At 54.2% G+C, this 23,142-nt stretch carries 26 protein-coding genes and 1 pseudogene; 10 read left to right on the top strand and 17 right to left on the bottom strand.

What is annotated here, in order from left to right:
• Window positions 1-218 precede the first annotated feature (218 nt).
• From fliR to fliF, 13 genes and pseudogenes are all read right to left on the bottom strand, one after another.
• Window positions 219-1,020, bottom strand: a pseudogene (fliR, locus tag ACMVME_RS08550) (flagellar biosynthetic protein FliR).
• 7 nt (window positions 1,021-1,027) lie between these two features.
• Window positions 1,028-1,297 carry a flagellar biosynthesis protein FliQ gene (fliQ, locus tag ACMVME_RS08555; RefSeq protein ID WP_008500315.1) on the bottom strand — a complete coding sequence of 90 codons (270 nt, stop codon included), beginning with the start codon at window positions 1,295-1,297 and terminating at the stop codon, window positions 1,028-1,030.
• Window positions 1,298-1,306: 9 nt separating this feature from the next.
• A complete protein-coding gene (gene fliP / locus ACMVME_RS08560) occupies window positions 1,307-2,044 on the bottom strand; it encodes a flagellar type III secretion system pore protein FliP (protein ID WP_008500316.1) in 738 nt (245 codons plus the stop codon).
• Entirely contained in the window at window positions 2,044-2,418 is a 375-nt protein-coding gene (gene fliO, locus ACMVME_RS08565) for a flagellar biosynthetic protein FliO (RefSeq protein WP_025203802.1), read from the bottom strand. The genes fliP and fliO overlap by 1 nt, the downstream gene beginning before the upstream one ends.
• 2 nt (window positions 2,419-2,420) lie before the next feature.
• Window positions 2,421-2,834 carry a flagellar motor switch protein FliN gene (gene fliN, locus ACMVME_RS08570; RefSeq protein ID WP_014170738.1) on the bottom strand — a complete coding sequence of 138 codons (414 nt, stop codon included), beginning with the start codon at window positions 2,832-2,834 and terminating at the stop codon, window positions 2,421-2,423.
• Window positions 2,831-3,835, bottom strand: a complete 1,005-nt coding sequence (gene fliM / locus ACMVME_RS08575) for a flagellar motor switch protein FliM (protein WP_014170737.1) — start codon at window positions 3,833-3,835, stop codon at window positions 2,831-2,833. The genes fliN and fliM overlap by 4 nt, the downstream gene beginning before the upstream one ends.
• A 4-nt stretch (window positions 3,836-3,839) precedes the next feature.
• The gene (fliL, locus tag ACMVME_RS08580; protein ID WP_020883336.1) at window positions 3,840-4,310 is read right to left on the bottom strand and encodes a flagellar basal body-associated protein FliL; all 471 of its coding nucleotides are present in this window, start codon (window positions 4,308-4,310) and stop codon (window positions 3,840-3,842) included.
• Window positions 4,311-4,416: 106 nt separating this feature from the next.
• Complete coding sequence (gene fliK, locus ACMVME_RS08585) at window positions 4,417-5,655, bottom strand: flagellar hook length control protein FliK (RefSeq protein ID WP_414743410.1); 1,239 nt, start codon at window positions 5,653-5,655, stop codon at window positions 4,417-4,419.
• On the bottom strand, window positions 5,652-6,095 hold the full coding sequence (gene fliJ, locus ACMVME_RS08590) for a flagellar export protein FliJ (RefSeq protein WP_014170734.1): 444 nt from the start codon (window positions 6,093-6,095) through the stop codon (window positions 5,652-5,654). The genes fliK and fliJ overlap by 4 nt, the downstream gene beginning before the upstream one ends.
• Window positions 6,096-6,116: 21 nt before the next feature.
• Window positions 6,117-7,487, bottom strand: a complete 1,371-nt coding sequence (fliI, locus tag ACMVME_RS08595; protein WP_032680683.1) for a flagellar protein export ATPase FliI — start codon at window positions 7,485-7,487, stop codon at window positions 6,117-6,119.
• Complete coding sequence (fliH, locus tag ACMVME_RS08600) at window positions 7,487-8,194, bottom strand: flagellar assembly protein FliH (RefSeq protein WP_032678466.1); 708 nt, start codon at window positions 8,192-8,194, stop codon at window positions 7,487-7,489. Before fliH ends, fliI begins: the two co-directional genes overlap by 1 nt.
• Window positions 8,187-9,185: a flagellar motor switch protein FliG gene (gene fliG / locus ACMVME_RS08605; protein ID WP_014170730.1), complete on the bottom strand. Its 999-nt coding sequence runs from the start codon at window positions 9,183-9,185 to the stop codon at window positions 8,187-8,189. Before fliG ends, fliH begins: the two co-directional genes overlap by 8 nt.
• Complete coding sequence (gene fliF, locus ACMVME_RS08610) at window positions 9,178-10,857, bottom strand: flagellar basal-body MS-ring/collar protein FliF (RefSeq protein ID WP_014170729.1); 1,680 nt, start codon at window positions 10,855-10,857, stop codon at window positions 9,178-9,180. Before fliF ends, fliG begins: the two co-directional genes overlap by 8 nt.
• A 228-nt stretch (window positions 10,858-11,085) precedes the next feature.
• Between fliF and fliE the strand changes: the two genes are divergently transcribed.
• Window positions 11,086-11,397, top strand: coding sequence for a flagellar hook-basal body complex protein FliE (fliE, locus tag ACMVME_RS08615; protein WP_014170728.1), 312 nt, complete (start codon window positions 11,086-11,088; stop codon window positions 11,395-11,397).
• 74 nt (window positions 11,398-11,471) lie between these two features.
• Window positions 11,472-11,885 (top strand): lipoprotein YedD, encoded by a 414-nt coding sequence (gene yedD / locus ACMVME_RS08620; protein WP_020883340.1) that lies wholly within the window; start codon window positions 11,472-11,474, stop codon window positions 11,883-11,885.
• 64 nt (window positions 11,886-11,949) lie between these two features.
• On the opposite strand, the gene amyA is transcribed toward yedD, so the two are convergent.
• The 4 genes from amyA to fliD are packed head-to-tail and all read right to left on the bottom strand — an operon-like array spanning window position 11,950 to window position 15,720.
• On the bottom strand, window positions 11,950-13,437 hold the full coding sequence (gene amyA / locus ACMVME_RS08625) for an alpha-amylase (protein WP_020883341.1): 1,488 nt from the start codon (window positions 13,435-13,437) through the stop codon (window positions 11,950-11,952).
• Between the two features lie 52 nt (window positions 13,438-13,489).
• Window positions 13,490-13,864 carry a flagella biosynthesis regulatory protein FliT gene (gene fliT, locus ACMVME_RS08630; protein ID WP_068794765.1) on the bottom strand — a complete coding sequence of 125 codons (375 nt, stop codon included), beginning with the start codon at window positions 13,862-13,864 and terminating at the stop codon, window positions 13,490-13,492.
• 5 nt (window positions 13,865-13,869) lie between these two features.
• Entirely contained in the window at window positions 13,870-14,274 is a 405-nt protein-coding gene (gene fliS, locus ACMVME_RS08635; protein WP_033145898.1) for a flagellar export chaperone FliS, read from the bottom strand.
• 21 nt (window positions 14,275-14,295) lie between these two features.
• Entirely contained in the window at window positions 14,296-15,720 is a 1,425-nt protein-coding gene (fliD, locus tag ACMVME_RS08640; RefSeq protein WP_068794764.1) for a flagellar filament capping protein FliD, read from the bottom strand.
• Window positions 15,721-16,121: 401 nt separating this feature from the next.
• On the opposite strand from fliD, the gene ACMVME_RS08645 reads away from it, so the two are divergent.
• The 8 genes from ACMVME_RS08645 to tcyN all read left to right on the top strand — a co-directional run bounded on the left by ACMVME_RS08645 (window position 16,122) and on the right by tcyN (window position 23,088).
• The gene (locus tag ACMVME_RS08645) at window positions 16,122-16,946 is read left to right on the top strand and encodes a flagellin (RefSeq protein ID WP_068794763.1); all 825 of its coding nucleotides are present in this window, start codon (window positions 16,122-16,124) and stop codon (window positions 16,944-16,946) included.
• 62 nt (window positions 16,947-17,008) lie between these two features.
• Window positions 17,009-18,214 carry a flagellin lysine-N-methylase gene (gene fliB, locus ACMVME_RS08650; RefSeq protein WP_068794762.1) on the top strand — a complete coding sequence of 402 codons (1,206 nt, stop codon included), beginning with the start codon at window positions 17,009-17,011 and terminating at the stop codon, window positions 18,212-18,214.
• 129 nt (window positions 18,215-18,343) lie between these two features.
• A complete protein-coding gene (locus ACMVME_RS08655; protein WP_014170714.1) occupies window positions 18,344-19,063 on the top strand; it encodes an RNA polymerase sigma factor FliA in 720 nt (239 codons plus the stop codon).
• A gap of 54 nt (window positions 19,064-19,117) precedes the next feature.
• Window positions 19,118-19,669: a flagella biosynthesis regulatory protein FliZ gene (gene fliZ / locus ACMVME_RS08660; protein ID WP_014170713.1), complete on the top strand. Its 552-nt coding sequence runs from the start codon at window positions 19,118-19,120 to the stop codon at window positions 19,667-19,669.
• A gap of 86 nt (window positions 19,670-19,755) precedes the next feature.
• Window positions 19,756-20,556 (top strand): cystine ABC transporter substrate-binding protein, encoded by an 801-nt coding sequence (gene tcyJ, locus ACMVME_RS08665; protein ID WP_020883350.1) that lies wholly within the window; start codon window positions 19,756-19,758, stop codon window positions 20,554-20,556.
• Between the two features lie 107 nt (window positions 20,557-20,663).
• A complete protein-coding gene (gene dcyD / locus ACMVME_RS08670; protein WP_068794761.1) occupies window positions 20,664-21,650 on the top strand; it encodes a D-cysteine desulfhydrase in 987 nt (328 codons plus the stop codon).
• A 20-nt stretch (window positions 21,651-21,670) separates the two neighbouring features.
• Window positions 21,671-22,339, top strand: a complete 669-nt coding sequence (tcyL, locus tag ACMVME_RS08675) for a cystine ABC transporter permease (RefSeq protein ID WP_014170710.1) — start codon at window positions 21,671-21,673, stop codon at window positions 22,337-22,339.
• On the top strand, window positions 22,336-23,088 hold the full coding sequence (gene tcyN, locus ACMVME_RS08680; protein WP_014170709.1) for an L-cystine ABC transporter ATP-binding protein TcyN: 753 nt from the start codon (window positions 22,336-22,338) through the stop codon (window positions 23,086-23,088). The genes tcyL and tcyN overlap by 4 nt, the downstream gene beginning before the upstream one ends.
• Window positions 23,089-23,142: the final 54 nt, after the last annotated feature.

A 23,142-nucleotide genomic window follows, 5' to 3' on the forward strand; every position in this document is an offset into this window, starting at 1 on the left:
CATACGGGATGGAAAAAATTAATAAACCTGTGAGCATGACAAAGACTTTCAGGCGGACTCACTATCCCGTAAAGTTACGTATAATTTGCCAGGAATCTTCTTAAAGTAAAGTAAATATTAAGTATTGTGAGGTGGTTAGAAACAATTAAACCGCGTCAGATATATCCTGGAAGATGTTTTTCATGTTTTATTTTAGGAATATCCTCAGAAAGACAATATCAACTGTGAGGGCTATTATTTACGCGGTAGCTCACTGACAATATCTGCTAACAGATTGAATATCTCGCCGAATAAGTGCTCACAGAAGGGGGCGATAAGGGGCATCAGTAATGACATTAATAAAATACCGACCGTCAGCGTCAGCGGAAAACCAATGACGAACACCGAGAGCTGCGGTGCCATTCGGTTGAGTAAGCCTAAGGCGAGGTTCACGGTCAGCAGCAGGGTGATGATCGGCAGCGCCAGCATCAGGCCGTTCAGGAAAACAAGCCCGGCCGCACGCGTAAGCGCCAGAAACGCGTTGCTGTTCACCGGGTTTTCCCCAATCGGCAGCGTATGGAAAGTATCCACCAGCATGGAGATGAGCCACAGATGGCCGTTGAACGACAGGAACAGCAGCATGGCGAGCAGATCGATAATGCGCGCCAGCACCGGCATGTTGAGGTGGCTACCGGGATCCACAAACGTGGCGAATGATAAACCCATTTGCAGGCCAATCAGTTCGCCGGCGGTCCGCACGGCCGCGAAGGCAAGCTGCATGGTAAAGCCTACGGCCACGCCAATCATCACCTGTTGCAGTGCAACCCACACCGCTTTCGCCGAGAAGATCGGAATATCCACGGGCGGGAGAGAAGGGGCGACGATAATGGTGATGATGATGCCCAGCCCCACTTTGACGCGCTTGGGTATCGTTTTCTCACTGAGAATGGGGGCCGTTGTAATCAGCGCCAGGATACGCAGCATCGGCCAGAAATAGACGCCAAGCCATTGAACCCACTGGTCACTGGTGAAGTGCAGCATCGTCGGGTCAGCCGATGATGTACGGCAGATTGGTAAACAGGTTGCGCATATAGTCCAGCAACAGGTTCAGCATCCACGGCCCGGCAACGATAATCGCCACGAACACGGCGATGATTTTTGGGATAAATGACAGCGTCATTTCGTTAATCTGCGTGGCGGCCTGCAGGATACTGATAATCAGACCGGTCACCAGCGCGACAAGCAGTAACGGCGCGGCAACGGCTATCGCGATTTTCATCGCTTCCGTGCCCATCATCATGACCGATTCTGGCGTCATTACGGCTCCTTAACTGTAGAAACTCTGCGCCAGCGAACTGACCAGCAGTTGCCAGCCATCGACCAGGACAAAGAGCATGATCTTAAAGGGCAGGGCAATGGTGGCCGGGGGGACCATCATCATCCCGAGCGCCATCAGAACGCTGGCGATCACCAGATCGATAATCAGGAACGGAATAAAGATGGTAAAGCCAATCTGAAAGGCCGTTTTCAGCTCACTGGTGACATACGCAGGCAGCAGAATACGCATCGGAACGGCTTCCGGTCCCTGAAGCTCGCCGGTATTGGACAGGCGGGCGAAGAGTGCCAGGTCCGCTTCCCGGGTCTGGCGGAGCATAAACTCCCGCAGCGGCTGAGCCCCTTTATCGAGCGCCTCCTGCATGGAGATTTTATCTTCGCTAAACGGCTGGTATGCGTCGGTATAAATCTTGTCGATAACCGGCGACATAATGAAAAAGGTTAAAAACAGCGCCAGACCCAGCAGTACCTGGTTAGGCGGCGCGGACGGGGTGCCCAGCGCATTGCGCAGCAGGCCAAAGACGATGATGATTCGGGTGAAACTGGTCATCATCAGCAGGATCGCCGGAATAAACGTCAGCGAGGTGATGAAAACCAGCGTCTGCACTGGCAGCGACCAGCTTTGCCCGCCGCCTGCAAGAGGGGTTGAGACCAGACCGGGCAGTTGCGCGTAAACCGCAGGGGCAAACAGGCCGACGCCCGCAAGCGTAAGGGATAACAAACGGCGCATCAGGATCTCCCGGAACGCTTAAGCAAACTCTTCATGACGGACTGAAAATCCGCAGGGACTTCTGCGCGCTCGTCACCCGTTGCCGGGGCTGGCGGCAGTTTATGCAAGACGTTGATGCTGGAGGCAGTCACGCCCAGCACCAGCCGTGCATCTTCCACATCGACAACGACCACGCGCTCGCGTGGCCCCAGTGTCGTGCTGGCGCTGACCTTCAGACCGCGGGTGCCGGCGGTTTTACCCGCCAGGCCGAAGCGCTTCGCCAGCCATGCGGCGATAAGAATAAAGGCAATAATACCGAGCAACGCGCCACTCACCTGGAGCAGCGGAGAGCCGGGAACGGCAGAGGGCTGTGATATTGTTGCCTGGGTTTTCATGCTTAACGGCTCAGACGACGCATACGTTCAGATGGCGTAATAATGTCGGTGATGCGCACGCCGTATTTATCGGCAACCACCACGACTTCACCCTGGGCAATGAGATAACCGTTGATCAGAATATCCAGCGGTTCGCCGGCGAGACCGTCAAGGGCCACCACGGAACCCTGCGTCAGACGCAGCAGCTCTTTAATGGTCATGCGGGTGCGGCCCAGTTCCACGGTCAGCTTAACCGGGATATCCATAATCAGATCAATATCCTGCAGCGTACCGCTGACATCGCCGCCGCCGAGCTGCTGGAACACAGCATCCGCTGCACTTTTGGCCGGAGTCGTTTTTTGCTCGTTTAACGCGTCAGCCCACAGATCGTCCAGTGCTCCGCTGTTTTCATCGGACGGATTGTTCATGTCACTCATTTGGGCTGTTCCTCATTCAGCGAATTCAATATCGGGTTGATCAAGTGCTCAACGCGTAACGCATACTGACCGTTAATTGTGCCGTACTGACTTGTCAGCACGGGGACACCATCCACATGGGCAATAATGCGGTCGGGTTTTTCTATCGGCAAAACATCGCCGGGTTGTAATTTCAGGATCTGGGATAAGCGCAGCGGGATATCCGCGAAGCTCGCCACCAGCTCAAGCTGAGAATGCTGAACCTGACGCACCAGGTTTTCACGCCAGTTCTGATCTTCGTTGCGTGAGTTCTCCAGCGGCGGGTTGACCAGCAGTTCACGCAGCGGTTCGATCATGCTGAACGGCAGGCAGATGTTGAACTCACCGGTCAGGTTACCGATCTCCACATGGAACGGGGTATTCACGACGATATCGTTCGGGGAGGTGGTGATATTGGTAAATTTCACCTGCATCTCAGAACGTACGTACTCCACTTCCAGTGGGTTAATCGCTTTCCACGCGTCGCTGTAAGATTCCAGCGCCAGCTTCAGCATGCGGTTGATGACGCGCTGCTCGGTGTGGGTAAATTCACGCCCTTCCACTTTGGTTGGGAAACGCCCGTCGCCACCAAACAGGTTATCCACCGCAATGAACACCAGGCTTGGCGAAAACACCACCAGACCTGTGCCGCGCAGCGGTTTCAGGTGGATCAGGTTAAGGTTCGTTGGCACCGGCAGGTTGCGGGCAAACTCATGATACGGCTGAATACGGATCGCACCGACCGTGATATCCGGGCTACGACGCAGCAGGTTAAACAGCCCCATACGGAACTGACGTGCAAAGCGTTCGTTAATGATCTCCAGCGCCTGCAGACGTTCACGTACTACGCGGCGCTGGGTATTGGGATCATAAGGACGAATATCGCTATCGCCGCCAATACCCGGTTGCGGATCATCGTTCTTATCGCTGTCGCCGTTAAGAAGCGCGTCGATTTCTGCCTGAGAAAGAATACTGTCGCCCATGTCGTTACCGCAGTATGAAGGCTGTATACAGAACGTCAGTGACTTCCTGCTTGGGTTGACCGTTTACCAGCGGGGTCGCCAGCGTCTGTTTAATGGCGTCGACCAGCTTTTGCTTACCGTCATCGGTAGCAAGTGTAGAGGCGTCCTGACGAGAGAACAGCAGCAGCAGACGGCTACGCACTTCAGGAAGATAATCATTCAGGCGCGCACGTGTGGCTTCATCTTTCAGGCGTAACGTAATACCCACATACAGCACACGATCCGCATCACCCAGATTCACGGTGAAGGTATCCAGTGGGAAGAATACCGGTGCCGGCGGAGGAGGCGGTTCGGCTTTGGCCGCAGCGGTAGAAGGTTCCTGCTGCATACGCCAGTAACTATAGCCCGCGGTAGCGCAGGCGGCGAGCGTGATTAACACCAGCAGCGGGATCCAGATGGAACGCTTGCTTTTTTTGGTGATCGCGGAGTCAGTCATCTGATACGAGCTTCCTGTTTCGGTACAGCTTAATAAGGTGATTATCCCGTGTCCTGCTGTCGTCAAAGCGTGGAAAAGACGGGGATAATCACGCTACCTCTGGCGTTTAGGCAAAGATGTCTACGGCACTGTTGCCACGCGCCGAGGATTGCAGGGCGGCAGGGGCAGGCAGTAACTCATCGCTCTCCTCATTAAAACCGCCGGTATTACCGGAACGTGAAGCCTGTTGCTGCTGTTGAGAGGAGGACTGCTGCTGTCCGGCAAAGCTCTCGCTGCTGATACTGCTTTGCGCGAGCTGAATGCCACTCTCAGCAAGCGACGTGCGCAGGACCGGCAGTGCAGCTTCCAGGGCCGCACGCACGTGGCTGTGCGCCGACACCATTTGCAGCTGTGCCTGGTTATCATCCAGTTTCAGGGTAATCTGGACCTGGCCCAGATCTTCCGGGTGCAGACGCAACTCTGCGGTCTGCTGGCCCTGTTTCGTGAACAACGTAATGTGCTGACTCAGGGATTGCTGCCACTCCTGGGTTCCCAGCGGCTGGCTCAATACCGGTGCCGTGGCAACGGTTGCGGCAGCGTGGCTGGTGACGTTGCTGGAAATGACGGGCGTAAGCGTTGCGGTCGGGGCTGTTGAAGAGGGTGAACTGGCGAGATCCTGCTTCTCAGCGGCGGCGGCCACGATCGGGGTCGCCGGTGCGTTGACCGGTTGAGACGGATCGGCGTTTTGCGCCTGCGCCTGATAAGTCGACGCTTGTTGCGCTTTTTCATGGCCCGCCAGCAGGGTGCTCATGGACTGTTGACCTGCACCATTTTGCGAAAGCGCGGCAGCGTTCAGCGTTGATTTCGCCGTCACGCCAATACCTGTCGCGCCAGAGGCCACCGGCGTTGCCGTCTGCTGGTGGGGCAGCATCGCCATCAGCGCGCTCAACCCTGCCAGCTCTTCTTCGCTCAGCTCGCTTTTGCTGTCATCCTGCGTTTTCACCGCGCTCAGGGTCTTCAGGGCATCACCTTTTGAAACCGGCACCAGCCCGGAAACGAGGGTGTCCAGCGGGGGGGCTGCTGTCGGTTCATCGCCTGTCAGGGCTGGCTGACGCGAGAGCAGGTTGGCTATTTTGGCCTGCAGGGTGTTCTCTCCCCCGGCTTCCTGAGCAACTTTTGACAGCTTACTGCCGGCTGCTTTCAGGTCAGCCAGCGTCAGCGGCGCATCGTTGCCCTGGCCTGTTGCGTCCGTCAGGGCGCCTGCCAGCAGAGAAAGAAAGTCTTGTGCACCGTCGGTGCCTTTCCCTGTTTGCATGCCGCCCGACAGGTCGCTGTCGGTCATCAGCAGTTGTTGCAATGTGATCATTCCGGTTTCCTCATTGATGCGCGCTGGGCAAACTCATCCATTTTCTTCTGATCCAGGCGGTTTTCCGCCAGGGTCGTTGCCGCGATCTGTCGGTCCTGTAAGGTCTGCCAGGCCTGCAGTCGCTGCTTTTTCTCGCGCCAGAAATTCAGCGCGGTGTCGACTTTCTGGGTCCACTGGTTAAGCTGCTGGCGATGCTGTTCAATCGCCTTTTCCAGCGTCTGAATAAACTGCTGATAGTTAATCCAGCGCTGGCTTCCAATGCCCTGTGTCATATCGGTATTGAGGTTGGTGCGATATTCATGCTGATAGTCGATTAACATCTTCAACTGCTCTTCAGCCTGCTGGCACCCGCGTCGCATTGCGCCGAGCTGCAATGCGGCATCATCAACTTCTTTCTCAGCCAGATCTTTCAGCGTTGATAACGCGCTGTTTTGCGCCATGACCTTCGCCCTCCACCTGTGTTACACCTGCGGGAAAATCAACTCCAGTGCCTGGAGTGAGTCTTCCCAGTCGGCGCGTTCAAAAATACCTTGTTGCAAAAACGCCTCCAGCTGCGGCCACAGGCTAATCGCTTTGTCGAGCATCGGGTCGCTGCCTTTGGCATACGCCCCCACGCTCACCAGATCGCGGTTGCGCTGGAAGCTGGAGAGGAGTTGTTTGAAGTTACGCACGCGAGCGTAGTGCTTCTCTGTGATCAATGCCGTCATTGCACGGCTGATTGATGCTTCGATATCAATTGCCGGGTAGTGGCCGGCTTCGGCCAGACGGCGCGATAACACAATATGACCGTCGAGGATCGCACGCGCGGAGTCGGCAATCGGGTCCTGCTGGTCATCGCCTTCGGTCAGAACCGTATAAAAAGCGGTGATTGAGCCGCCGCCGCTGATGCCGTTTCCTGCACGTTCGACCAGCGCCGGGAGCTTGGCAAAGACCGAAGGCGGATAACCTTTGGTCGCCGGAGGTTCTCCGATGGCGAGAGCGATTTCACGCTGCGCCATCGCATAGCGGGTCAGGGAGTCCATAATCAGCAGCACGTGCTGGCCGCGGTCACGGAAATCTTCCGCGATACGGGTGGCATACGCAGCACCCTGCATACGCAGTAACGGTGAGACATCCGCCGGTGCAGCGATGACCACCGAGCGGGCACGGCCTTCTGCACCGAGAATGTTTTCAATAAAGTCTTTTACTTCGCGACCACGTTCACCGATCAGACCCACGACGATGACATCGGCCTGGGTGTAGCGTGCCATCATGCCAAGCAGGACGGATTTGCCCACTCCTGAGCCGGCAAACAGGCCCATACGCTGCCCGCGGCCTACGGTCAGCAGGGCGTTAATCGGGCGTACGCCGGTGTCGAGGACATGTTCGATGGCGGTACGCTGAAGGGGGTTAAACGGCTGGGTGATCAGCGCGCCGGTTTCGGTGGTATCCGGCGAGGGCAGGCCGTCCAGCGGTTTACCGCTTCCGTCCAGAACGCGGCCAAGCAGGGCAGGGCCAAGTGGGAGCTGTTTCCCGCTTTGCAGTCCATCGCCGCTGATGTTTTTCGCATACACGCGCGCACCGGGCAGAATGCCTTCAACTTCTTCAAGGGGCATCAGGAACAGGCGTTGGCCATTAAAGCCGACGACTTCGCTCTCAACTTCACGCGTCTCTAGTCCATCCTGACGCTCAATCACGCAGGTGGCTCCCAGCGGAAGCTGCAGGCCAGTGGCTTCCAGCACCAGGCCGGTGGCCCGCGTGAGTCGTCCGTAACGGCGAACGGACGGCAGCTGCGTCATCTTCGCTTCAAAATTATCGAGCGTGTTGAGCCAGCGGGTGAGGCGTGCAGTCATCAGACGACTCCCGGTGCTGCCAGGCGGCACAGTTCCTGCCAGCGGGTCGCAACGCTGGCATCCAGGTCGCCTTCATCGGCAGAGACCTTGCAGCCTCCGTGATGCAGCGACGGGTCGCCGCGCAGACGCCAGCCGTGCAGGCTCAGCGTCGCGCCCAGACTCTCTTCCACGCGCTGGAGGTCGTCCGGATGAACGCGCAGCTGCGGTTTCCCACTGAACAGCGGCTCCTGCTGAAGCAGACCCTGAATTTGTTTAATCAGCGCGGTGTTGTCCACCGCCGGCGCGTGGCCGATCACCTGACGGGCGGCTTCCAGCGCCATCTGCATCAGCCTTGAGGCAATGACGCTGTCCAGCGCATCCAGCGTGTGCTGAAACTCGCTGACCAGCTGCTGCATACGGGCGTGAAGCGGAGCCTGTTGCTGGCGCGCCTGTTCAATGCCGTGTTCTAACCCTTTGGCCAGACCTTCCTGATACCCCTGATCGTGGCCTTTCTGGCGTCCTTCGTTCAGGCCAGCCGTGTAGCCCTGCTCGTGGGCCTGCATCTGCAACTGGGCCAGCATCTGCGCGCGCTGCTCTTCTTCGCTCAGCTCAGGCTGCTCGACGTCCGGGTCGCCCTCTTCGGGCGACAGCACGGCGGGTGTGAACTCTGACAGGGGAGGCGCCAGATCGTCGGGCGTCCAGCGCTTCCACGGCAGTTCATTAGACATAGGTGTCGTCTCCGCTGCCAATCACCATCTCGCCGGTTTCCGCCAGACGACGAACGATAAGCAGGATGGCTTTCTGTTCGTTTTCCACCTGAGACAGACGGACCGGGCCACGGTTGGCAAGGTCGTCGCGCAGGATATCTGCCGCACGCTGAGACATGTTGCGCAGGAACTTCTCGCGCAGCGGCTGCTCGGCACCTTTGAGGGCGATAAGCAGCGACTCGGAATCCACTTCCTGGAGCAGGCGCTGGATGCTGCGATCGTCCACTTCGACCAGGTTTTCGAACAGGAACATCTCGTCGATAATTTTCTGTGCCAGCTCGCCGTCGAATTCGCGAACGGCGGTAATGACCGCCTCTTCCTGCTGCGTTTTCATCAGGTTGATGATCTCTGCCGCCGTTCTCACGCCGCCCATTTTGCTGCGCTTGAGGTTCTGGCCATCGAGCAGGTTGTTCAGCACTTCGGTCAGCTCCGCCAGCGCGGCTGGCTGGACACCACCGAAGGTCGCGATACGCAGCATCACATCGTGACGCAGGCGCTCTTCGAACAACGCCAGAATATCGGCCGCCTGGCCACGTTTGAGGTGGACAAGAATGGTGGCGATAATCTGCGGGTGCTCGTCGCGGATAAGGTCGGCGGCACTCTGCGGCTCCATAAAGTTGAGTGTCTCGATACCGCTGGCGGTATCGCGCGTTTCCAGAATGTCTTCCAGCAGACTGGCGGCACGCTCTTCGCCCAGCGCCTTGACCAGCACGGAGCGCAGATAGTCGTTGGCGTTGACGTTGAGCGCGGCAAACTGTTCGGCTTCCTGCTCAAATTCAGACAGCACTTCCGTCAGCTGTTTGTTAGAGATCTGGCGTACGTTTGCCATTGCCGCACTGAGAATCTGTACTTCGCGTTGCGAGAGGTGTTTGAACACCTCGGCCGCACGGTCTTCGCCAATGGTCATCAGCAGGATGACGCTTTTATCGGTGCCTGAAAGCGTGTTACTCATGTTCGTTACCCATCCACTGGCGGATGACCAGCGCCACGACGCGCGGATCGTTATCTGACATTTCGCGAATGCGCTGGCTCATGACCTCGGCGCCCATACGCTGGTTAGCACGGCGTTGCTGCATCTGTTCGTCTTTGCTGAGGCGAACTTCAACCGCATCTTCCACTTCCTGACGGGTACTGACCTGTTCGCGCGCCGCTTTTTCAGCTTCAGCACGACGCTGGAGCTGAGGACGAATGCCCTTACGCCACAGCAGCCACGCGACAATCAGAACCAGCAGCCAGCGACCTGCGGACAGCAGCTGATCGATAAACGCCTGCTGTTGCCAGAACGGCAGTTCGCCACCTGACTCTTCAACCGAGTTGAACGGTGAGTTCACCACGTTGAGCGTGTCGCCGCGTTTCTCGGAGTAACCCATCGCTTCACGGGTCAGGTCTTCAATCTGTTTCATCTGCTCGGCGGTCAACGGCAACGGTTTGCCATCCGCCAGCGTTTTGTAGTTCACCACCACCGCAACCGACAGACGCTGTACATCGCCCACGTTCAGTTTGGTGTGGCGGATAGTACGGTCCACTTCGTAGTTGGTGGTTTCGTTACGACTGCTGGTACGCGGACCGGCGGTGCTGGCTGTTGATGTAGTCTGCTGATTCGTTTGCTGACCGTTCTGCTGATTAGCCGGTGGCGTTGAGATTGGCGCCGCGTTAGCCGGTGCTGGCTGGTTAGACAATGCACCCGGCACACCGCCGGGGTATGCGCCGCCAACCTGTTCGTTTTCATTGACCTGACGAGAGCGCATTACCGCCTGAGCCGGGTTGCCATTCGGGCTGTATTGCTCTTCGGTCTGTTCTTTATTAGAGAAGTCAATCTGCGCGGTAACCTGCGCATGCACGTTGCTGTTACCCACGACCGGGCCAAGGATGGCTTCGATGCGACGTTGCACGCGACCTTCCACATCCGCGGCATATTTCAGCTGCGCGTCATTCAGATCGCGGCCTGCGGTATTGGACTGGGTCAGCAGATGACCACTTTGATCAACCAGCGTCACGTTACCCGGCGGGAGACCGGCAACGGCGCTGGAGACCAGATGGGTCACCGCGCTGATTTGTCCTTCATCCATTGCACGGCCAGGTTGGAGGTTAACGGTGACGGAGGCCGACGGGGATTTCTGCTCGCGGACAAACAGGGAGGGTTTAGGCATGGCCAGGTGCACACGGGCACTCTTCACCGGACCCAATGTTTCAATCGTACGGGCCAGCTCACCTTCCAGCGCACGCTGGTAGTTCACCTGCTCGCTGAACTGGCTGATACCGAATTTTTCCTGATCCAGCAGTTCAAAACCAACCGCACCGCCCTTTGGCAGTCCCTGTTGCGCCAGGCGCAGACGAAGTTCGTGCACCTTATCAGCCGGTACCTCCAGCGCACCGCCGTTATCCGCAAAGCGATAAGGGATGTTCATCTGGGTAAGCTGGGTGACGATGGCACCGCCATCCTGATCGGAAAGGTTACTGTAAAGCGTGCGGTAATCAGGGCTTTTCGCCCACAAGACCATCGCTACAAGGATCGCAATTGCGGCAGCGCCTGCCACGATCAACGGGATTTTAGGATTCGCGCGAAGGCGGTTCATCCACTCGAGTGATTTATTTTGTGGCGCTGTCGATGCTGTTGCACTCATTGCGCACCTCTTAAATCCTGGTGGTTTACGTTATTCGTGTAGAGAAACAAAACTGACTCCCGGGTCGGCAAACACGACAAAAGTTCCATATTGATGGCCCTGCCATTATTTGATGATTCAGGATTTTCTATGCGTCAAATAACCTGGTTTTTTCACGCTATTTACCGCCATTATCTTATTGACAAGCTGTTAGTCTTGACCCCGTAAAAAACCATTCAGGGGAGAGTCATGGCTATACAGGGTATTGAAGGGGTGATCAGTCAGTTGCAGGCAACGGCGATGACGGCCCGTAATCAGAATGTGGCAGAACAACCGAGCATCAGTTTTGCAGGACAACTGCACGCCGCGCTTGACCGTATCAGCGATACCCAGACCGCCGCACGTACTCAGGCGGAGAAGTTCACCCTCGGCGAGCCGGGCGTGGCACTGAATGATGTGATGACCGATTTGCAAAAAGCCTCGGTTTCCCTGCAGATGGGGATTCAGGTGCGTAACAAGCTTGTGTCTGCTTATCAGGAAGTGATGGGGATGCAGGTTTAAGCCCCGTCGATCTTCGCTGGCAGCCCAAGCGCTTTAATGCCACAATATTTTTTTCTTCGAATGCAGGAAAGATGATGAAAAAAATAGCAATTGCTGGCGCGCTGCTGGCACTGACCGGGTGCGTTCAGGTGGATAACTATCAGGAAGTGATCAAACACCCCGTCCCGGCGCATCTGGCAGGGTACTGGCAGTCAAAAGGGCCGCAGAGCAAAATGGTGAGCCCAGAGGCGATTGCCACGCTGGTGGTGACGGAGGAGGGCGATACGCTGGACTGCCGTCAGTGGCAGCGCGTGATCGCTGTACCGGGTAAAATCATGCTGCGTTCAGACAGTTATTATAACGTCACCCGCAAGCTGGATATTTATCCGCTGGAGCGCGATGGCTCTGTTCTTGAGTATGATGGTATGGAGCTACAGAAGGTCGATCGCCCGACGGTAGAGTGCGCAGATTATCTGAGCAAAAATCCGCTGGAGAGTAAACTTCCGTAGTGCATGTTGCCGGGTGGCAGCTTCGCCTGACCCGGCATTCAATTCACGTCAGATGCTTTTACAACTACAACGCATCCTCAATCACCCACACGCTGACGCTTCCACCTTTGCAGGTAAAGGTGCCTTCGCCATCCGCTGCGGTAGTGACCGTTTCTTCGCGATTGCCGAGAAAATCACGCCACGTTTTGTTGCCGTAGTTTTCACCCAAACAAATCACTTTCTCGCCGTCATCGCCATTCGACATCACCACCACACAGCCAGGATCGTCTTCGGTGCCGCTGCGGCTGAAGGCGATACAGTTTGGGTGATCGAAGAACAGCGTCTGCACGCCGTGGGCAAAACGCTGGCGGGCGAGGATTAGCTCGTGAAGCTGCTCGATGACCGGCATATCAATATGGTAGGTTTCGCCGTCACCGCCCGTATCGTCATAGCTGGCACCGAATAAATCCGGATAAAAGACGCTGGGCACTCCGTTTTCACGCAGCAGGATCAGGGCATAGGCCAGCGGTTTAAACCACGCTTCAACCGGCGCTTCCAGCGCCTGCAAAGGTTGAGTGTCATGGTTGGCAACCAGAGTTACCGCATGGAACGGATCGGCTTCGACCAGGGTGCCGGTAAAGATTTGGCTCATGTCGTATTCCCGACCCTGGCGCGATGCTTCGTGGAATTTCATCTGCAGGGGGGCATCGAACAGCATCGTCTTGCCATCGACCTGGTCAATATAGGCCTGCAGTTTATCCACTTCGTGGGACCAGTATTCCGCCACGATAAACAACGGTTGCGTTGCGACTTCCTGAACGTGTTCAATCCACTCCTTATAAAACCAGGCGGGAATGTGTTTGACGGCGTCCAGACGAAAACCGTCACAGCCAGTTTGTTCCATGACCCAGCGGGCCCAGTATTTGATCTCCTCTGTGACGGCATGGTTGCGAAAATCAATGTTTTCGCCCATCAGGTAATCAAAATTACCCATCTCATCATCAACCTGGTCGTTCCAGCCTTCACCGGTGTAGTCGTTGACGATTTTAAAAATGCCGTCTTCATCGGGGTTTTCAATATGGTCGACGCCGCTGAAGCATTTGTAATCCCAGATAAACTGCGAATATTGCCCGGCACGGGCAGGGAAGGTGTAGCGTGTCCAGGCTTCACACTCAATGATCTCATCGTCGATCTGCGTGCGATCCTGTTCGTTGACGCGCTGAACGCGGACGGGTTCTTTCTCGTCTGCGCCCATTTTGTGGTTAACCACCACGTCAAGGAGGACGGCGATCTCATTACTTTTGAGTGCGTCGATGGCCTCCAGCAGCTGAGCTTTATCACCGTACTTGGTGGCGACGCTGCCTTTCTGGTCAAACTCACCGAGGTCGAAGAGATCGTAAGTGTCGTATCCGACCGAGTACCCGCCGGATGCGCCTTTACAGGCTGGCGGCAACCAGATCATATTGATGCCGATTTCGTTAAGATTGGGGGCTAACGCCGTGACCTCTCGCCACAATTCACCGCCCGCAGGGTAATACCAGTGAAAACATTGTAACAGGGTGGGGTTTTTCATCGTCCGTGCTCCAGAAGCCGTTTGGCAGACTTCTGGAGTATGGATGAAGAAATCATAATTGTGAGTCGCGGGTTAAATTTTCTGGGTAAAGAATATTTCCTGACAGCTTTCCATAGGTAGAGGTAATGGATTGCTGTTTACCGGTTTGACCAATAAGATTGCGCAGTTCGTCCATGCGGACTTTCAGCAGTGCCTTTAGCGCATTCTCATTTTCAAGGATCATTTCCAGCAGCGCACGCGCTTGCTCAACCTGAGCCGGAGGGCATGACATGATGGGCGTTAGAGAAATCTTTTCCACCAGTTGAACGTAATGCATTTCCTGCTCGATAAGCGCATCCCATTGACCAGAATGTGCGAGATTTAGCATAGCAATGCTCTGAGCATGTAGCGCCTGCCAGTGGCTAAGCGCTGCGCTGGGATTATTCATCAAAATTATCCTGAAATAGAGGACGCATTGGGGCCGATTTGCTTCCACGCATCCGCAATGTTGTTTAATAAACCCTCGACTTCAACAATTGCGTCTACGTCGTTACTGACATTCGCCAGTAACAAACGTCGAACCATATATTCGTACAAGGAGGCAAGATTACCGGACAATTCGCTCTCAACCTCCATGTTCAGTCCTGCTTTTAAACCGTTGTCGATGATGTTGATGGCTTTCGTTAACGCTTCGCCTTTCTCACGAATTTGTCCGGCTTCCATGAACAAACGCGCGCGAACAAGGGCGCTATGCGCCCCGTCGAACAACATGACAATCAGCTGGTGTGGACTGGCATTCATGACTGCGCTTTCTACTCCTATCTGCTGATAGGATTGAACACCAGAGGTTTTATACATATCCACTCCTGAAGGCTACGACTACTTTTGTGAGAACTGTTGGGTCAGGTAGTTGGCAGTACTGGTCATTTTGGTGACTAATACGTCCAGACTGGTGAACTGGGTTTTGTAACGTGCCATGGTGGCTTCAATTTGGGCATCCATGGCATCGTAACGTTCGCCCAGGGTTTTCAGCGTTTTGTTGATCCCGTCTTTCGCGTTCTGGATCACCCCGGCGCTGCCGGTACTGGTGCTGAGCATATTGGTCAGCGTGTTATTCATCTGGGTGGCCAGACCGGTTTTCTTTCCGTCACCGACAAAATACTGCTGTACGGCGTTCGGGTTGTCGGTCAGCGCTTTTTTCAGCTTATCGGTGTCGACTTTCAGGTTACCGACGGTACCGTCCGAGCCTTTCACCGGGTCCTGGGTGATCCCAAGCTGGGCCATGATCTGAACGGGGCCGGTTTGTGCTTCAGTCAGCAGGCCGCGCAGCTGAGATTGAACCCCGCGCACGTTCGCATCACCGACCAGCGCGCCGTTGCTTGTAGACTGGCTGCCGGAGCCCGCATCAACCGGAACATACTTCGTCAGGCTGTTAATGGTGGACTGCAGCGAGTTGTACGCCGTGACCCAGTCGGTGATCGCCTTCTGGTTCGCATCCGTCGCGCGTGAAACCTCAAGGGTTTCATCGGCTTTGCTTTCGGCTTTCACCGAGAAGGTAACCCCAGGCAGCGCATCGGTAATGGTATTCGACTGGCGCTCGATGGAGATGTTGTTCACCACCACAATCGCGTTCTGCGCGTCGGTGTTCACCGTCAGCGCGCCCGTTTTGGTGGTGGAATCGTAGCCAATGGCGCTTTGCAGCTTGGCGTCGCCGGTGACGCTAATCGTCATCGCACCATCCGTACCGGTGGTTTTTGATGACAGCATCAGGCGGTAATCACCCTCTTTCGCTTTAATGACGCTGGCGGTGACGTTGCCGTTCGCTTTATTAATGGCGCTCGCGATCCCGGCTAGAGACGTATCGCCATCTGCCAGGGTGACCTCTAAAGGCGTTTTCGTGCCCGGTTGGGTGATGGTGATTTTACGCGTTGTACCTGTCGTATCGCCCAGCAGATCCGTGTTATTTGCATATGAGCCGGTAGTGAGTGCCTGTGCCTTTGCAACTTGGTTAACGTTGACAACAAAGGAACCCACGGAGGCGTCAGCCGTTGTCGTGGCGGTAAAAGCCGTGTTGGTACTGCTAACGGACGTTGAGTTCCAGGTGGTTGCTTTACCCAGTGCAGCGGTCGCAGTCTGCAGCGATGTCATGGCGCTCTGCAGTTTGCCGTACGCGCTTAACTGAGCGTTATACGTTGATTGCTGGGAAGTAATCGTCGTCAGCTTGGTTTTCTCTGCCGCTTCCAACTGATTATATAAATCCCCGAGTCCTGCAGAACCTATCCCGAGGTTACTGATAGTAGCCATGCATATTTTCCTTAAATACGAAAGTAGTTCAGAACTCTTATCGGCCTCTTAACGTAAAAGTTTACGATGGTGAGAAAAAAATAATCCAAAGAATAGACACGTCCTGGCTAGGTAAATGAAAGGATTGCACTTTAGTGTCATTATCAGCGCATTGAAAATACGATTAAATGTGTGCGTTTTTTCGTCATTTCTTTGCGCGTTAAAAAAGCGTAAATAATAAACCTCTGGCGGACCTTAATTGTTTTTTTGAAAATAAAATCATTAATAATCAGTGTGTTACATTTTTTTCAAAATTGATTCTAAAGTCTTTTGAGGACCCGTCGATAACCTTGTTGACGGTGAGAGACGCTGTGAGTGTTAGGCACCGGACCTAAAACCCAATTTTTGAAGGAAACAAAACTATGGCAGTTATCAATACTAACCTGTTGTCCCTGACCACTCAGAACAACCTGAACAAATCTCAGTCTTCTCTGGGCACTGCTATCGAGCGTCTGTCTTCCGGTCTGCGTATTAACAGCGCGAAAGACGATGCTGCTGGCCAGGCAATTGCAAACCGCATGACCGCTCAGATCAAAGGCATGAACCAGGCTGCACGTAACGCCAACGACGGTATCTCCATGGCGCAGACTGCTGAAGGCTCCCTGAACGAAATCAACAACAACCTGCAGCGCGTTCGTGAACTGGCTGTTCAGGCAAGCACTGGTACTAACAGCACTTCTGACCTGTCATCCCTGCAGGATGAAGTTAAAGCGCGTCTGGCTGAGATCGATCGTGTTGCAAGCAAAACTGACTTCAACGGTATCAAACTGCTGAACGGTTCTGCTGGTACCGCTGGTGTTGTCAAAATTCAGGTTGGCGTAAATGATGGCGACACCATCAACCTGGACCTGAGCGGCGCTAAAGCTGACACCGCTACCCTGGGTGTTGCAGCGGTAGACCTGACTGCTCAAGCTGGAACCGAATTGAAAACTATCGATGATGCAATTGCAATTGTTGATAAAGCACGTTCAGGCCTGGGTGCTGTGCAGAACCGCTTCACTTCTGCAATCAACAACCTGAACAACACTTCTAACAACCTGTCTGCTGCTCAGTCCCGTATCCAGGACGCTGACTACGCAACTGAAGTTTCCAACATGTCCCGCGCGCAGATCCTGCAGCAGGCTGGTACTTCTGTTCTGTCTCAAGCAAACCAGGTTCCACAGACCGTTCTGTCTCTGCTGCGTTAATTTTACGTACGAAACCCCGCTTCGGCGGGGTTTTTTTATCTCTACTATTTGAGAATCCAACCGTGAAACAAATCAGTGTCACTCAACCAAAGCTGGTCGCAGATTTTTCATGTGTTGGTGGGGAATGCCGTGAACATTGTTGTCAGGGCTGGACCATCGCGTTTGATAAATCCTCCGTTAATCGCTATCTGAACAGTAAAAATGCCGCCATTCGTCAGACGGCGAGAACGGCGATAAAAGTCACCAAAAAGCAGTATGGCAACTGGGGCGAAGTGATTTTCCATACGGAAAGTAAAAACTGCCCGTTTATGGATACGGAAAAACTCTGTTCAATTCATAGCGCCATGGGCGCCCAGGCCTTAAGCCCAACCTGTTCGTCGTTCCCGCGGACAAATCGGGTCTATAAAAATGAAATCGAAAAATCGCTGAATCTCTCGTGTCCGGAAGTTACCCGACTTCTGTTAAACGATCGGGAGTCGATGTCGATGATGGAATCTGTCATTGTTCAGCAGGACGTCAATATTGCGCCGATGATCGATTTGAAGGCCAAGGTCATCAATCTCTTCTGCCAGAATATATTCAGCGTTGAAGGTGCCAGCGTTGAAGAACAGGTTTACGCCGTGGTGAAGTTCCTCATGGTGGCTGAAAAGCTCGATAATCTCGAGGAGAATATCGGCATGCTCGAAACGGTCTATTTCTCGCTGGTTAACGAACTGGTGAGCGGTAAAATAAAAACGGAGTTAGGCGGATTTAATCAGAACTACAGCCTGAAATTCGCGTTAATTTCGCTCATCCAGAGCTACTTTACGAAGAAAGCGACAGCCCGCGGCGGCGCAGTATTAAATCGTTATTTTACCCAGCTATACCAACAATTTGAGCCTGCGGGTGACACCGTTCCGGCAGAGAAGGTCATGGAGAACATCGAGTCCGTCTGGCGCGATGTGGCGGGCAGTTACCTGGCGACCAATGACCATTTATTTAAGAATTTTTTTAAATACAAACTATGGGAGCAGGGCTTCCCACAGAACAATGGCCGCAGCATGTTGAATAACCTTTATTTAATCGTTGCGGAGTTCTATTTCCTTAAAACATTACTTGCCGGTCAGGCTCTCGTGGCGGGAAAAATTGAACAAGATAATATCGTTGATGTTATTTACAGCTTCCACTCCCTTAGCCAGCATAATCAGGAAGCGGGAAAGCTCTTTCATCAACACATAGATAGCGTCAAACTGGGCGACGATCTTTCATTGTTGCAACTGTTAATTTAACCAGAAAAGTTGCCCCGGTTGTGGGCAACCTCAGAATAACCTCACTTTATCCCCCTTTTTCATCCAATTGAACGCCCTGCAGAATCGGATAATCATGCCGATAACTCAACTAACGCAGGGCTGTTTATCGTGAATTCACTCTATACCGCTGAAGGTGTAATGGATAAACACTCGCTGTGGCAGCGTTATGTCCCACTGGTGCGTCACGAAGCATTGCGCCTCCAGGTGCGTTTGCCGGCGAGCGTGGAACTTGACGATCTGCTACAGGCGGGCGGTATCGGGTTATTGAATGCAGTTGACCGATACGACGCTCTGCAAGGAACGGCATTTACGACTTACGCAGTTCAGCGTATTCGTGGTGCGATGCTGGATGAGCTGCGCAGCCGCGACTGGGTGCCGCGCAGTGTTCGCCGCAACGCGCGCGAAGTGGCGCATGCGATGGGGCAGCTGGAACAGGAACTGGGACGTAACGCTACGGAAACAGAAGTGGCGGAACGTCTTGGCATTGCTGTTGAAGAGTATCGTCAGATGTTGCTCGATACCAATAATAGCCAACTCTTCTCTTATGACGAGTGGCGAGAAGAGCATGGCGATAGCATCGAGCTGGTGACGGATGAGCATCAGCAAGAAAACCCGTTACACCATTTAATGGAAGGTAATTTACGCCAGCGCGTAATGGAAGCGATTGAGGCTTTACCTGAGCGCGAACAGCTGGTGTTGACCCTCTATTATCAGGAAGAGCTTAATCTCAAAGAGATTGGCGCTGTTCTGGAAGTGGGGGAGTCCCGGGTGAGCCAGTTGCACAGCCAGGCCATTAAACGTTTACGCACAAAGCTGGGTAAGTTATAGGTGATTGATTCACCTGAAAAATGCCGCACAACGTATTGACAACCAGGAGTTATCATGACGGTGCAGCAATCTAAAAGACGGCCTTTAAGCCGCTACCTGAAAGACTTTAAACACAGCCAGACGCATTGCGCCCACTGTAACAAGTTACTCGATCGTATCACGCTGGTTCGTCGAGGCGAAATCGTTAATAAGATCGCGATTTCACGCCTCGACACGTTGATGGATGAAGCAGCATGGCTCGAAGAACAAAAAGAGTGGGTGGCGCTTTGCCGTTTCTGCGGTGATCTCCACTGCAAAGAGCAAAGCGACTTCTTCGACATTATCGGCTTCAAACAATTCCTGTTTGAACAAACGGAGATGAGCCACGGAACCGTACGCGAATATGTCGTCCGCCTGCGCCGTCTCGGACAACATCTCACCGTGAACAACATCTCCCGCGATCTGCTGAAGACCGGCTATCTGGATGAGAATCTTGAGCCGTGGCTGCCTGCGACCAGCACCAACAACTACCGCATTGCGCTGCGCAAGTATGCACAATATAAGGTACAAATGCCGGGTGTCATAAAGCAGAAAGCCCACGCTGGAACAACTTCTGATATATATTAAAAAAGAATAAGATGTAGCGCAGTCGCCTTTGACCTTGCAGGTGATTTCTCTACACTACTCAAAAATTCCACTATATCGGAGTATTTATGAAATTAGCACTTCTGGGTCGTCAGGCGCTGATGGGTGTAATGGCAGTCGCGCTGGTCGCGGGTATGAGCGTGAAAACGTTCGCCGCAGAAAATCTGCTGAATAAAGTGAAAGAGCGCGGTACGCTGCTGGTCGGGCTGGAAGGAACCTATCCTCCGTTCAGCTTCCAGGGCGATGACGGTAAACTCACCGGTTTTGAAGTGGAATTTGCACAGGAACTGGCGAAACACCTTGGCGTGAAAGCCTCCATCAAACCGACCAAATGGGACGGTATGCTGGCGTCGCTGGATTCCAAACGTATTGATGTGGTGATTAACCAGGTGACCATTTCTGACGAGCGTAAGAAGAAGTATGACTTCTCCACGCCGTACACCGTGTCCGGTATCCAGGCGCTGGTGAAGAAAGGTAACGAAGGCACCATCAAAACGGCCGCTGACCTGAAAGGCAAAAAAGTCGGTGTCGGTCTGGGAACCAACTATGAAGAGTGGCTGCGCCAGAACGTTCAGGGTGTGGATATCCGCACTTACGATGATGACCCGACAAAATACCAGGATCTCCGCGTAGGTCGTATTGATGCGATTCTGGTTGACCGTCTGGCCGCGCTGGATCTGGTGAAGAAAACCAACAATACCCTGGCGGTAGCCGGTGATGCGTTCTCTCGTCAGGAATCCGGTGTAGCCGTTCGTAAAGGCAACGACGACCTGGTTAAAGCGATTGACTCCGCGATTGCTGACATGCAAAAAGACGGCAGCCTGAAAGCCCTTTCTGAGAAGTGGTTCGGGGCAGACGTCACGAAATAAGTCTTTGACGTTAAAAAAAGGCGCTTTTAAAAGCGCCTTTTTTATTTCTTACGCGTCTGCGTGCATAATGAAAAATATCACATTGAGTCAGTGTTACCGGAGAACCCATGTCACTACAGAATTTAACGCGCTTTCCCCGCCTGGAGTTTATCGGCGCGCCGACTCCGCTGGAGTATCTGCCGCGATTTTCTGACTATTTAGGACGCGATATTTTTATCAAGCGCGATGACGTAACGCCGATGGCGATGGGGGGCAATAAGCTGCGTAAGCTGGAGTTTCTGGCCGCTGACGCCCTGCGTGAAGGCGCGGATACGCTCATTACCGCAGGTGCCATTCAGTCTAACCATGTCCGCCAGACTGCCGCGGTGGCCGCAAAGCTGGGTCTCCACTGTGTGGCATTGCTGGAAAACCCAATTGGAACGCACGCAGAAAACTATCTGACTAACGGCAACCGTCTGCTGCTGGATCTGTTTAACGTACAAGTCGAAATGGTCGAGGCATTAATCGACCCGACCGCACAACTTGATGAACTGGCGACGCGTCTGGAAGCGCAGGGTTTTCGTCCCTACGTTATTCCTGTCGGCGGCTCGAATGCGCTGGGCGCGCTGGGGTATGTGGAAAGTGCGCTGGAGATTGCCCAGCAATGCGAGGGAGCGGTCAGCCTCTCTTCTGTCGTTGTTGCTTCCGGTAGTGCAGGTACCCACGCAGGGCTGGCCGTTGGTCTGGAGCAATTATTACCCGATGTCGAGCTTATTGGCGTGACGGTATCGCGTAGCGTCGCGGACCAGAAGCCGAAAGTGGTCACCTTACAGCAGGCGGTGGCAGAGCAACTGGCGTTGAAGGCAACGGCTGATATCCAGCTCTGGGACGACTATTTTGCACCAGGCTACGGCACGCCTAATGAAGAGGGGATGGATGCGGTGAAATTGCTGGCGCGCCTCGAGGGTATACTGCTTGATCCCGTGTATACGGGCAAAGCGATGGCCGGTCTTATCGATGGCATTGAACAGAAGCGCTTTAAGGATGAAGGGCCGATTTTGTTTGTTCACACCGGCGGGGCACCTGCGCTGTTTGCCTACCATCCTCATGTCTAAAATCAGGTCGAAAAATAATAATGCAAGAAAGTATTCAACTGGTTATTGATTCCCTGCCGTACCTGCTTAAAGGTGCGGTATTTACGTTACAGCTCAGTATTGGCGGGATGTTCTTCGGTCTGGTACTCGGGTTTGTGCTGGCCTTAATGCGTATGTCACCCGTCTTACCAGTACGCTGGGTGGCGCGTTTTTATATCTCTGTGTTTCGCGGCACGCCGCTTATCGCGCAGCTCTTTATGATCTACTACGGTTTACCGCAGTTTGGTATTGAGCTGGATCCGATCCCGGCGGCGATGATTGGTTTGTCGCTCAATACGGCGGCATACACCTCTGAAACGCTGCGTGCGGCAATCTCGTCCATTGATAAAGGGCAGTGGGAAGCGGCGGCCAGTATCGGTATGACGCCCTGGCAAACGCTGCGCAGAGCCATTCTGCCTCAGGCGGCGCGTGTGGCGCTTCCGCCGCTCAGCAACAGCTTTATCAGCCTGGTGAAAGACACGTCGCTGGCGGCCACCATTCAGGTACCGGAACTGTTCCGTCAGGCGCAGCTTATTACCTCGCGCACCCTGGAAGTGTTCACCATGTATCTGGCGGCCTCGCTGATTTACTGGGTAATGGCGACGGTGTTATCCGCCTTGCAAAACTATTTCGAAAACCAGCTTAACCGCCAGGAGCGTGATCCAAAATGAGTGCTATCGACGTTAAAAACCTGGTGAAAAAATTCCACGGTCAAACGGTGCTCCACGGGATTGATCTGGAGGTAGAGCAGGGCGAAGTGGTCGCCATTATTGGCCCGAGTGGTTCCGGGAAAACAACGCTGCTGCGCAGCATCAACCTGCTTGAACAGCCTGAAGAAGGCACGATTCGGGTGGGGAACATTACGATTGATACCGGCAAATCCATCAGCCAGCAAAAAGGTCTGATTCGCCAGTTGCGCCAGCATGTGGGCTTTGTTTTCCAGAACTTCAATCTCTTCCCACACCGGACGGTGCTGGAGAACATCATTGAAGGCCCGGTTATTGTAAAAGGGGAAGCCAAAGAGGATGCGACGGTTCGCGCGCGCGAGTTGCTCGCAAAAGTCGGGCTGGCCGGTAAAGAAACCAGCTACCCGCGCCGCCTGTCAGGTGGTCAGCAGCAGCGTGTGGCGATTGCCCGCGCGCTGGCGATGCGCCCGGATGTGATCCTCTTTGATGAACCGACCTCTGCGCTCGACCCTGAGCTGGTGGGCGAGGTGCTGAACACCATACGCCAGCTGGCACAGGAGAAACGCACAATGGTTATCGTTACCCACGAGATGAGCTTCGCTCGTGATGTGGCGGACCGCGCCATTTTCATGGATCAGGGAAGGATCGTGGAGCAGGGGCCGGCAAAACACTTATTTGCCAACCCACAGCAGCCGCGAACCCGTCAGTTCCTTGAAAAATTCCTTATGCAGTAGAATTTTTGCACTAATTTGCTCCAGAAAATTCATCTGGGGCAAATTATTCTCCCC

The sequence above is a fragment of the Enterobacter cloacae complex sp. 2024EL-00711 genome (genome assembly GCF_047529885.1).
Classification (GTDB): domain Bacteria; phylum Pseudomonadota; class Gammaproteobacteria; order Enterobacterales; family Enterobacteriaceae; genus Enterobacter; species Enterobacter ludwigii.

What these genes read in the sequence shown, in the direction of transcription:
- amyA (WP_020883341.1), bottom strand. Translation starts at nt 13,437, where the DNA reads ATGAAAAACCCCACCCTGTTACAATGTTTTCACTGGTATTACCCTGCG.
- fliE (WP_014170728.1), top strand. Translation starts at nt 11,086, where the DNA reads ATGGCTATACAGGGTATTGAAGGGGTGATCAGTCAGTTGCAGGCAACG.
- ACMVME_RS08645 (WP_068794763.1), top strand. Translation starts at nt 16,122, where the DNA reads ATGGCAGTTATCAATACTAACCTGTTGTCCCTGACCACTCAGAACAAC.
- dcyD (WP_068794761.1), top strand. Translation starts at nt 20,664, where the DNA reads ATGTCACTACAGAATTTAACGCGCTTTCCCCGCCTGGAGTTTATCGGC.
- tcyJ (WP_020883350.1), top strand. Translation starts at nt 19,756, where the DNA reads ATGAAATTAGCACTTCTGGGTCGTCAGGCGCTGATGGGTGTAATGGCA.
- fliG (WP_014170730.1), bottom strand. Translation starts at nt 9,185, where the DNA reads ATGAGTAACACGCTTTCAGGCACCGATAAAAGCGTCATCCTGCTGATG.
- fliI (WP_032680683.1), bottom strand. Translation starts at nt 7,487, where the DNA reads ATGACTGCACGCCTCACCCGCTGGCTCAACACGCTCGATAATTTTGAA.
- fliK (WP_414743410.1), bottom strand. Translation starts at nt 5,655, where the DNA reads ATGATCACATTGCAACAACTGCTGATGACCGACAGCGACCTGTCGGGC.
- fliT (WP_068794765.1), bottom strand. Translation starts at nt 13,864, where the DNA reads ATGAATAATCCCAGCGCAGCGCTTAGCCACTGGCAGGCGCTACATGCT.
- fliH (WP_032678466.1), bottom strand. Translation starts at nt 8,194, where the DNA reads ATGTCTAATGAACTGCCGTGGAAGCGCTGGACGCCCGACGATCTGGCG.
- fliL (WP_020883336.1), bottom strand. Translation starts at nt 4,310, where the DNA reads ATGACTGACTCCGCGATCACCAAAAAAAGCAAGCGTTCCATCTGGATC.
- fliJ (WP_014170734.1), bottom strand. Translation starts at nt 6,095, where the DNA reads ATGGCGCAAAACAGCGCGTTATCAACGCTGAAAGATCTGGCTGAGAAA.
- fliF (WP_014170729.1), bottom strand. Translation starts at nt 10,857, where the DNA reads ATGAGTGCAACAGCATCGACAGCGCCACAAAATAAATCACTCGAGTGG.
- fliN (WP_014170738.1), bottom strand. Translation starts at nt 2,834, where the DNA reads ATGAGTGACATGAACAATCCGTCCGATGAAAACAGCGGAGCACTGGAC.
- fliS (WP_033145898.1), bottom strand. Translation starts at nt 14,274, where the DNA reads ATGTATAAAACCTCTGGTGTTCAATCCTATCAGCAGATAGGAGTAGAA.
- fliQ (WP_008500315.1), bottom strand. Translation starts at nt 1,297, where the DNA reads ATGACGCCAGAATCGGTCATGATGATGGGCACGGAAGCGATGAAAATC.
- fliP (WP_008500316.1), bottom strand. Translation starts at nt 2,044, where the DNA reads ATGCGCCGTTTGTTATCCCTTACGCTTGCGGGCGTCGGCCTGTTTGCC.
- fliD (WP_068794764.1), bottom strand. Translation starts at nt 15,720, where the DNA reads ATGGCTACTATCAGTAACCTCGGGATAGGTTCTGCAGGACTCGGGGAT.
- fliO (WP_025203802.1), bottom strand. Translation starts at nt 2,418, where the DNA reads ATGAAAACCCAGGCAACAATATCACAGCCCTCTGCCGTTCCCGGCTCT.
- tcyN (WP_014170709.1), top strand. Translation starts at nt 22,336, where the DNA reads ATGAGTGCTATCGACGTTAAAAACCTGGTGAAAAAATTCCACGGTCAA.
- yedD (WP_020883340.1), top strand. Translation starts at nt 11,472, where the DNA reads ATGAAAAAAATAGCAATTGCTGGCGCGCTGCTGGCACTGACCGGGTGC.
- tcyL (WP_014170710.1), top strand. Translation starts at nt 21,671, where the DNA reads ATGCAAGAAAGTATTCAACTGGTTATTGATTCCCTGCCGTACCTGCTT.
- fliM (WP_014170737.1), bottom strand. Translation starts at nt 3,835, where the DNA reads ATGGGCGACAGTATTCTTTCTCAGGCAGAAATCGACGCGCTTCTTAAC.
- fliZ (WP_014170713.1), top strand. Translation starts at nt 19,118, where the DNA reads ATGACGGTGCAGCAATCTAAAAGACGGCCTTTAAGCCGCTACCTGAAA.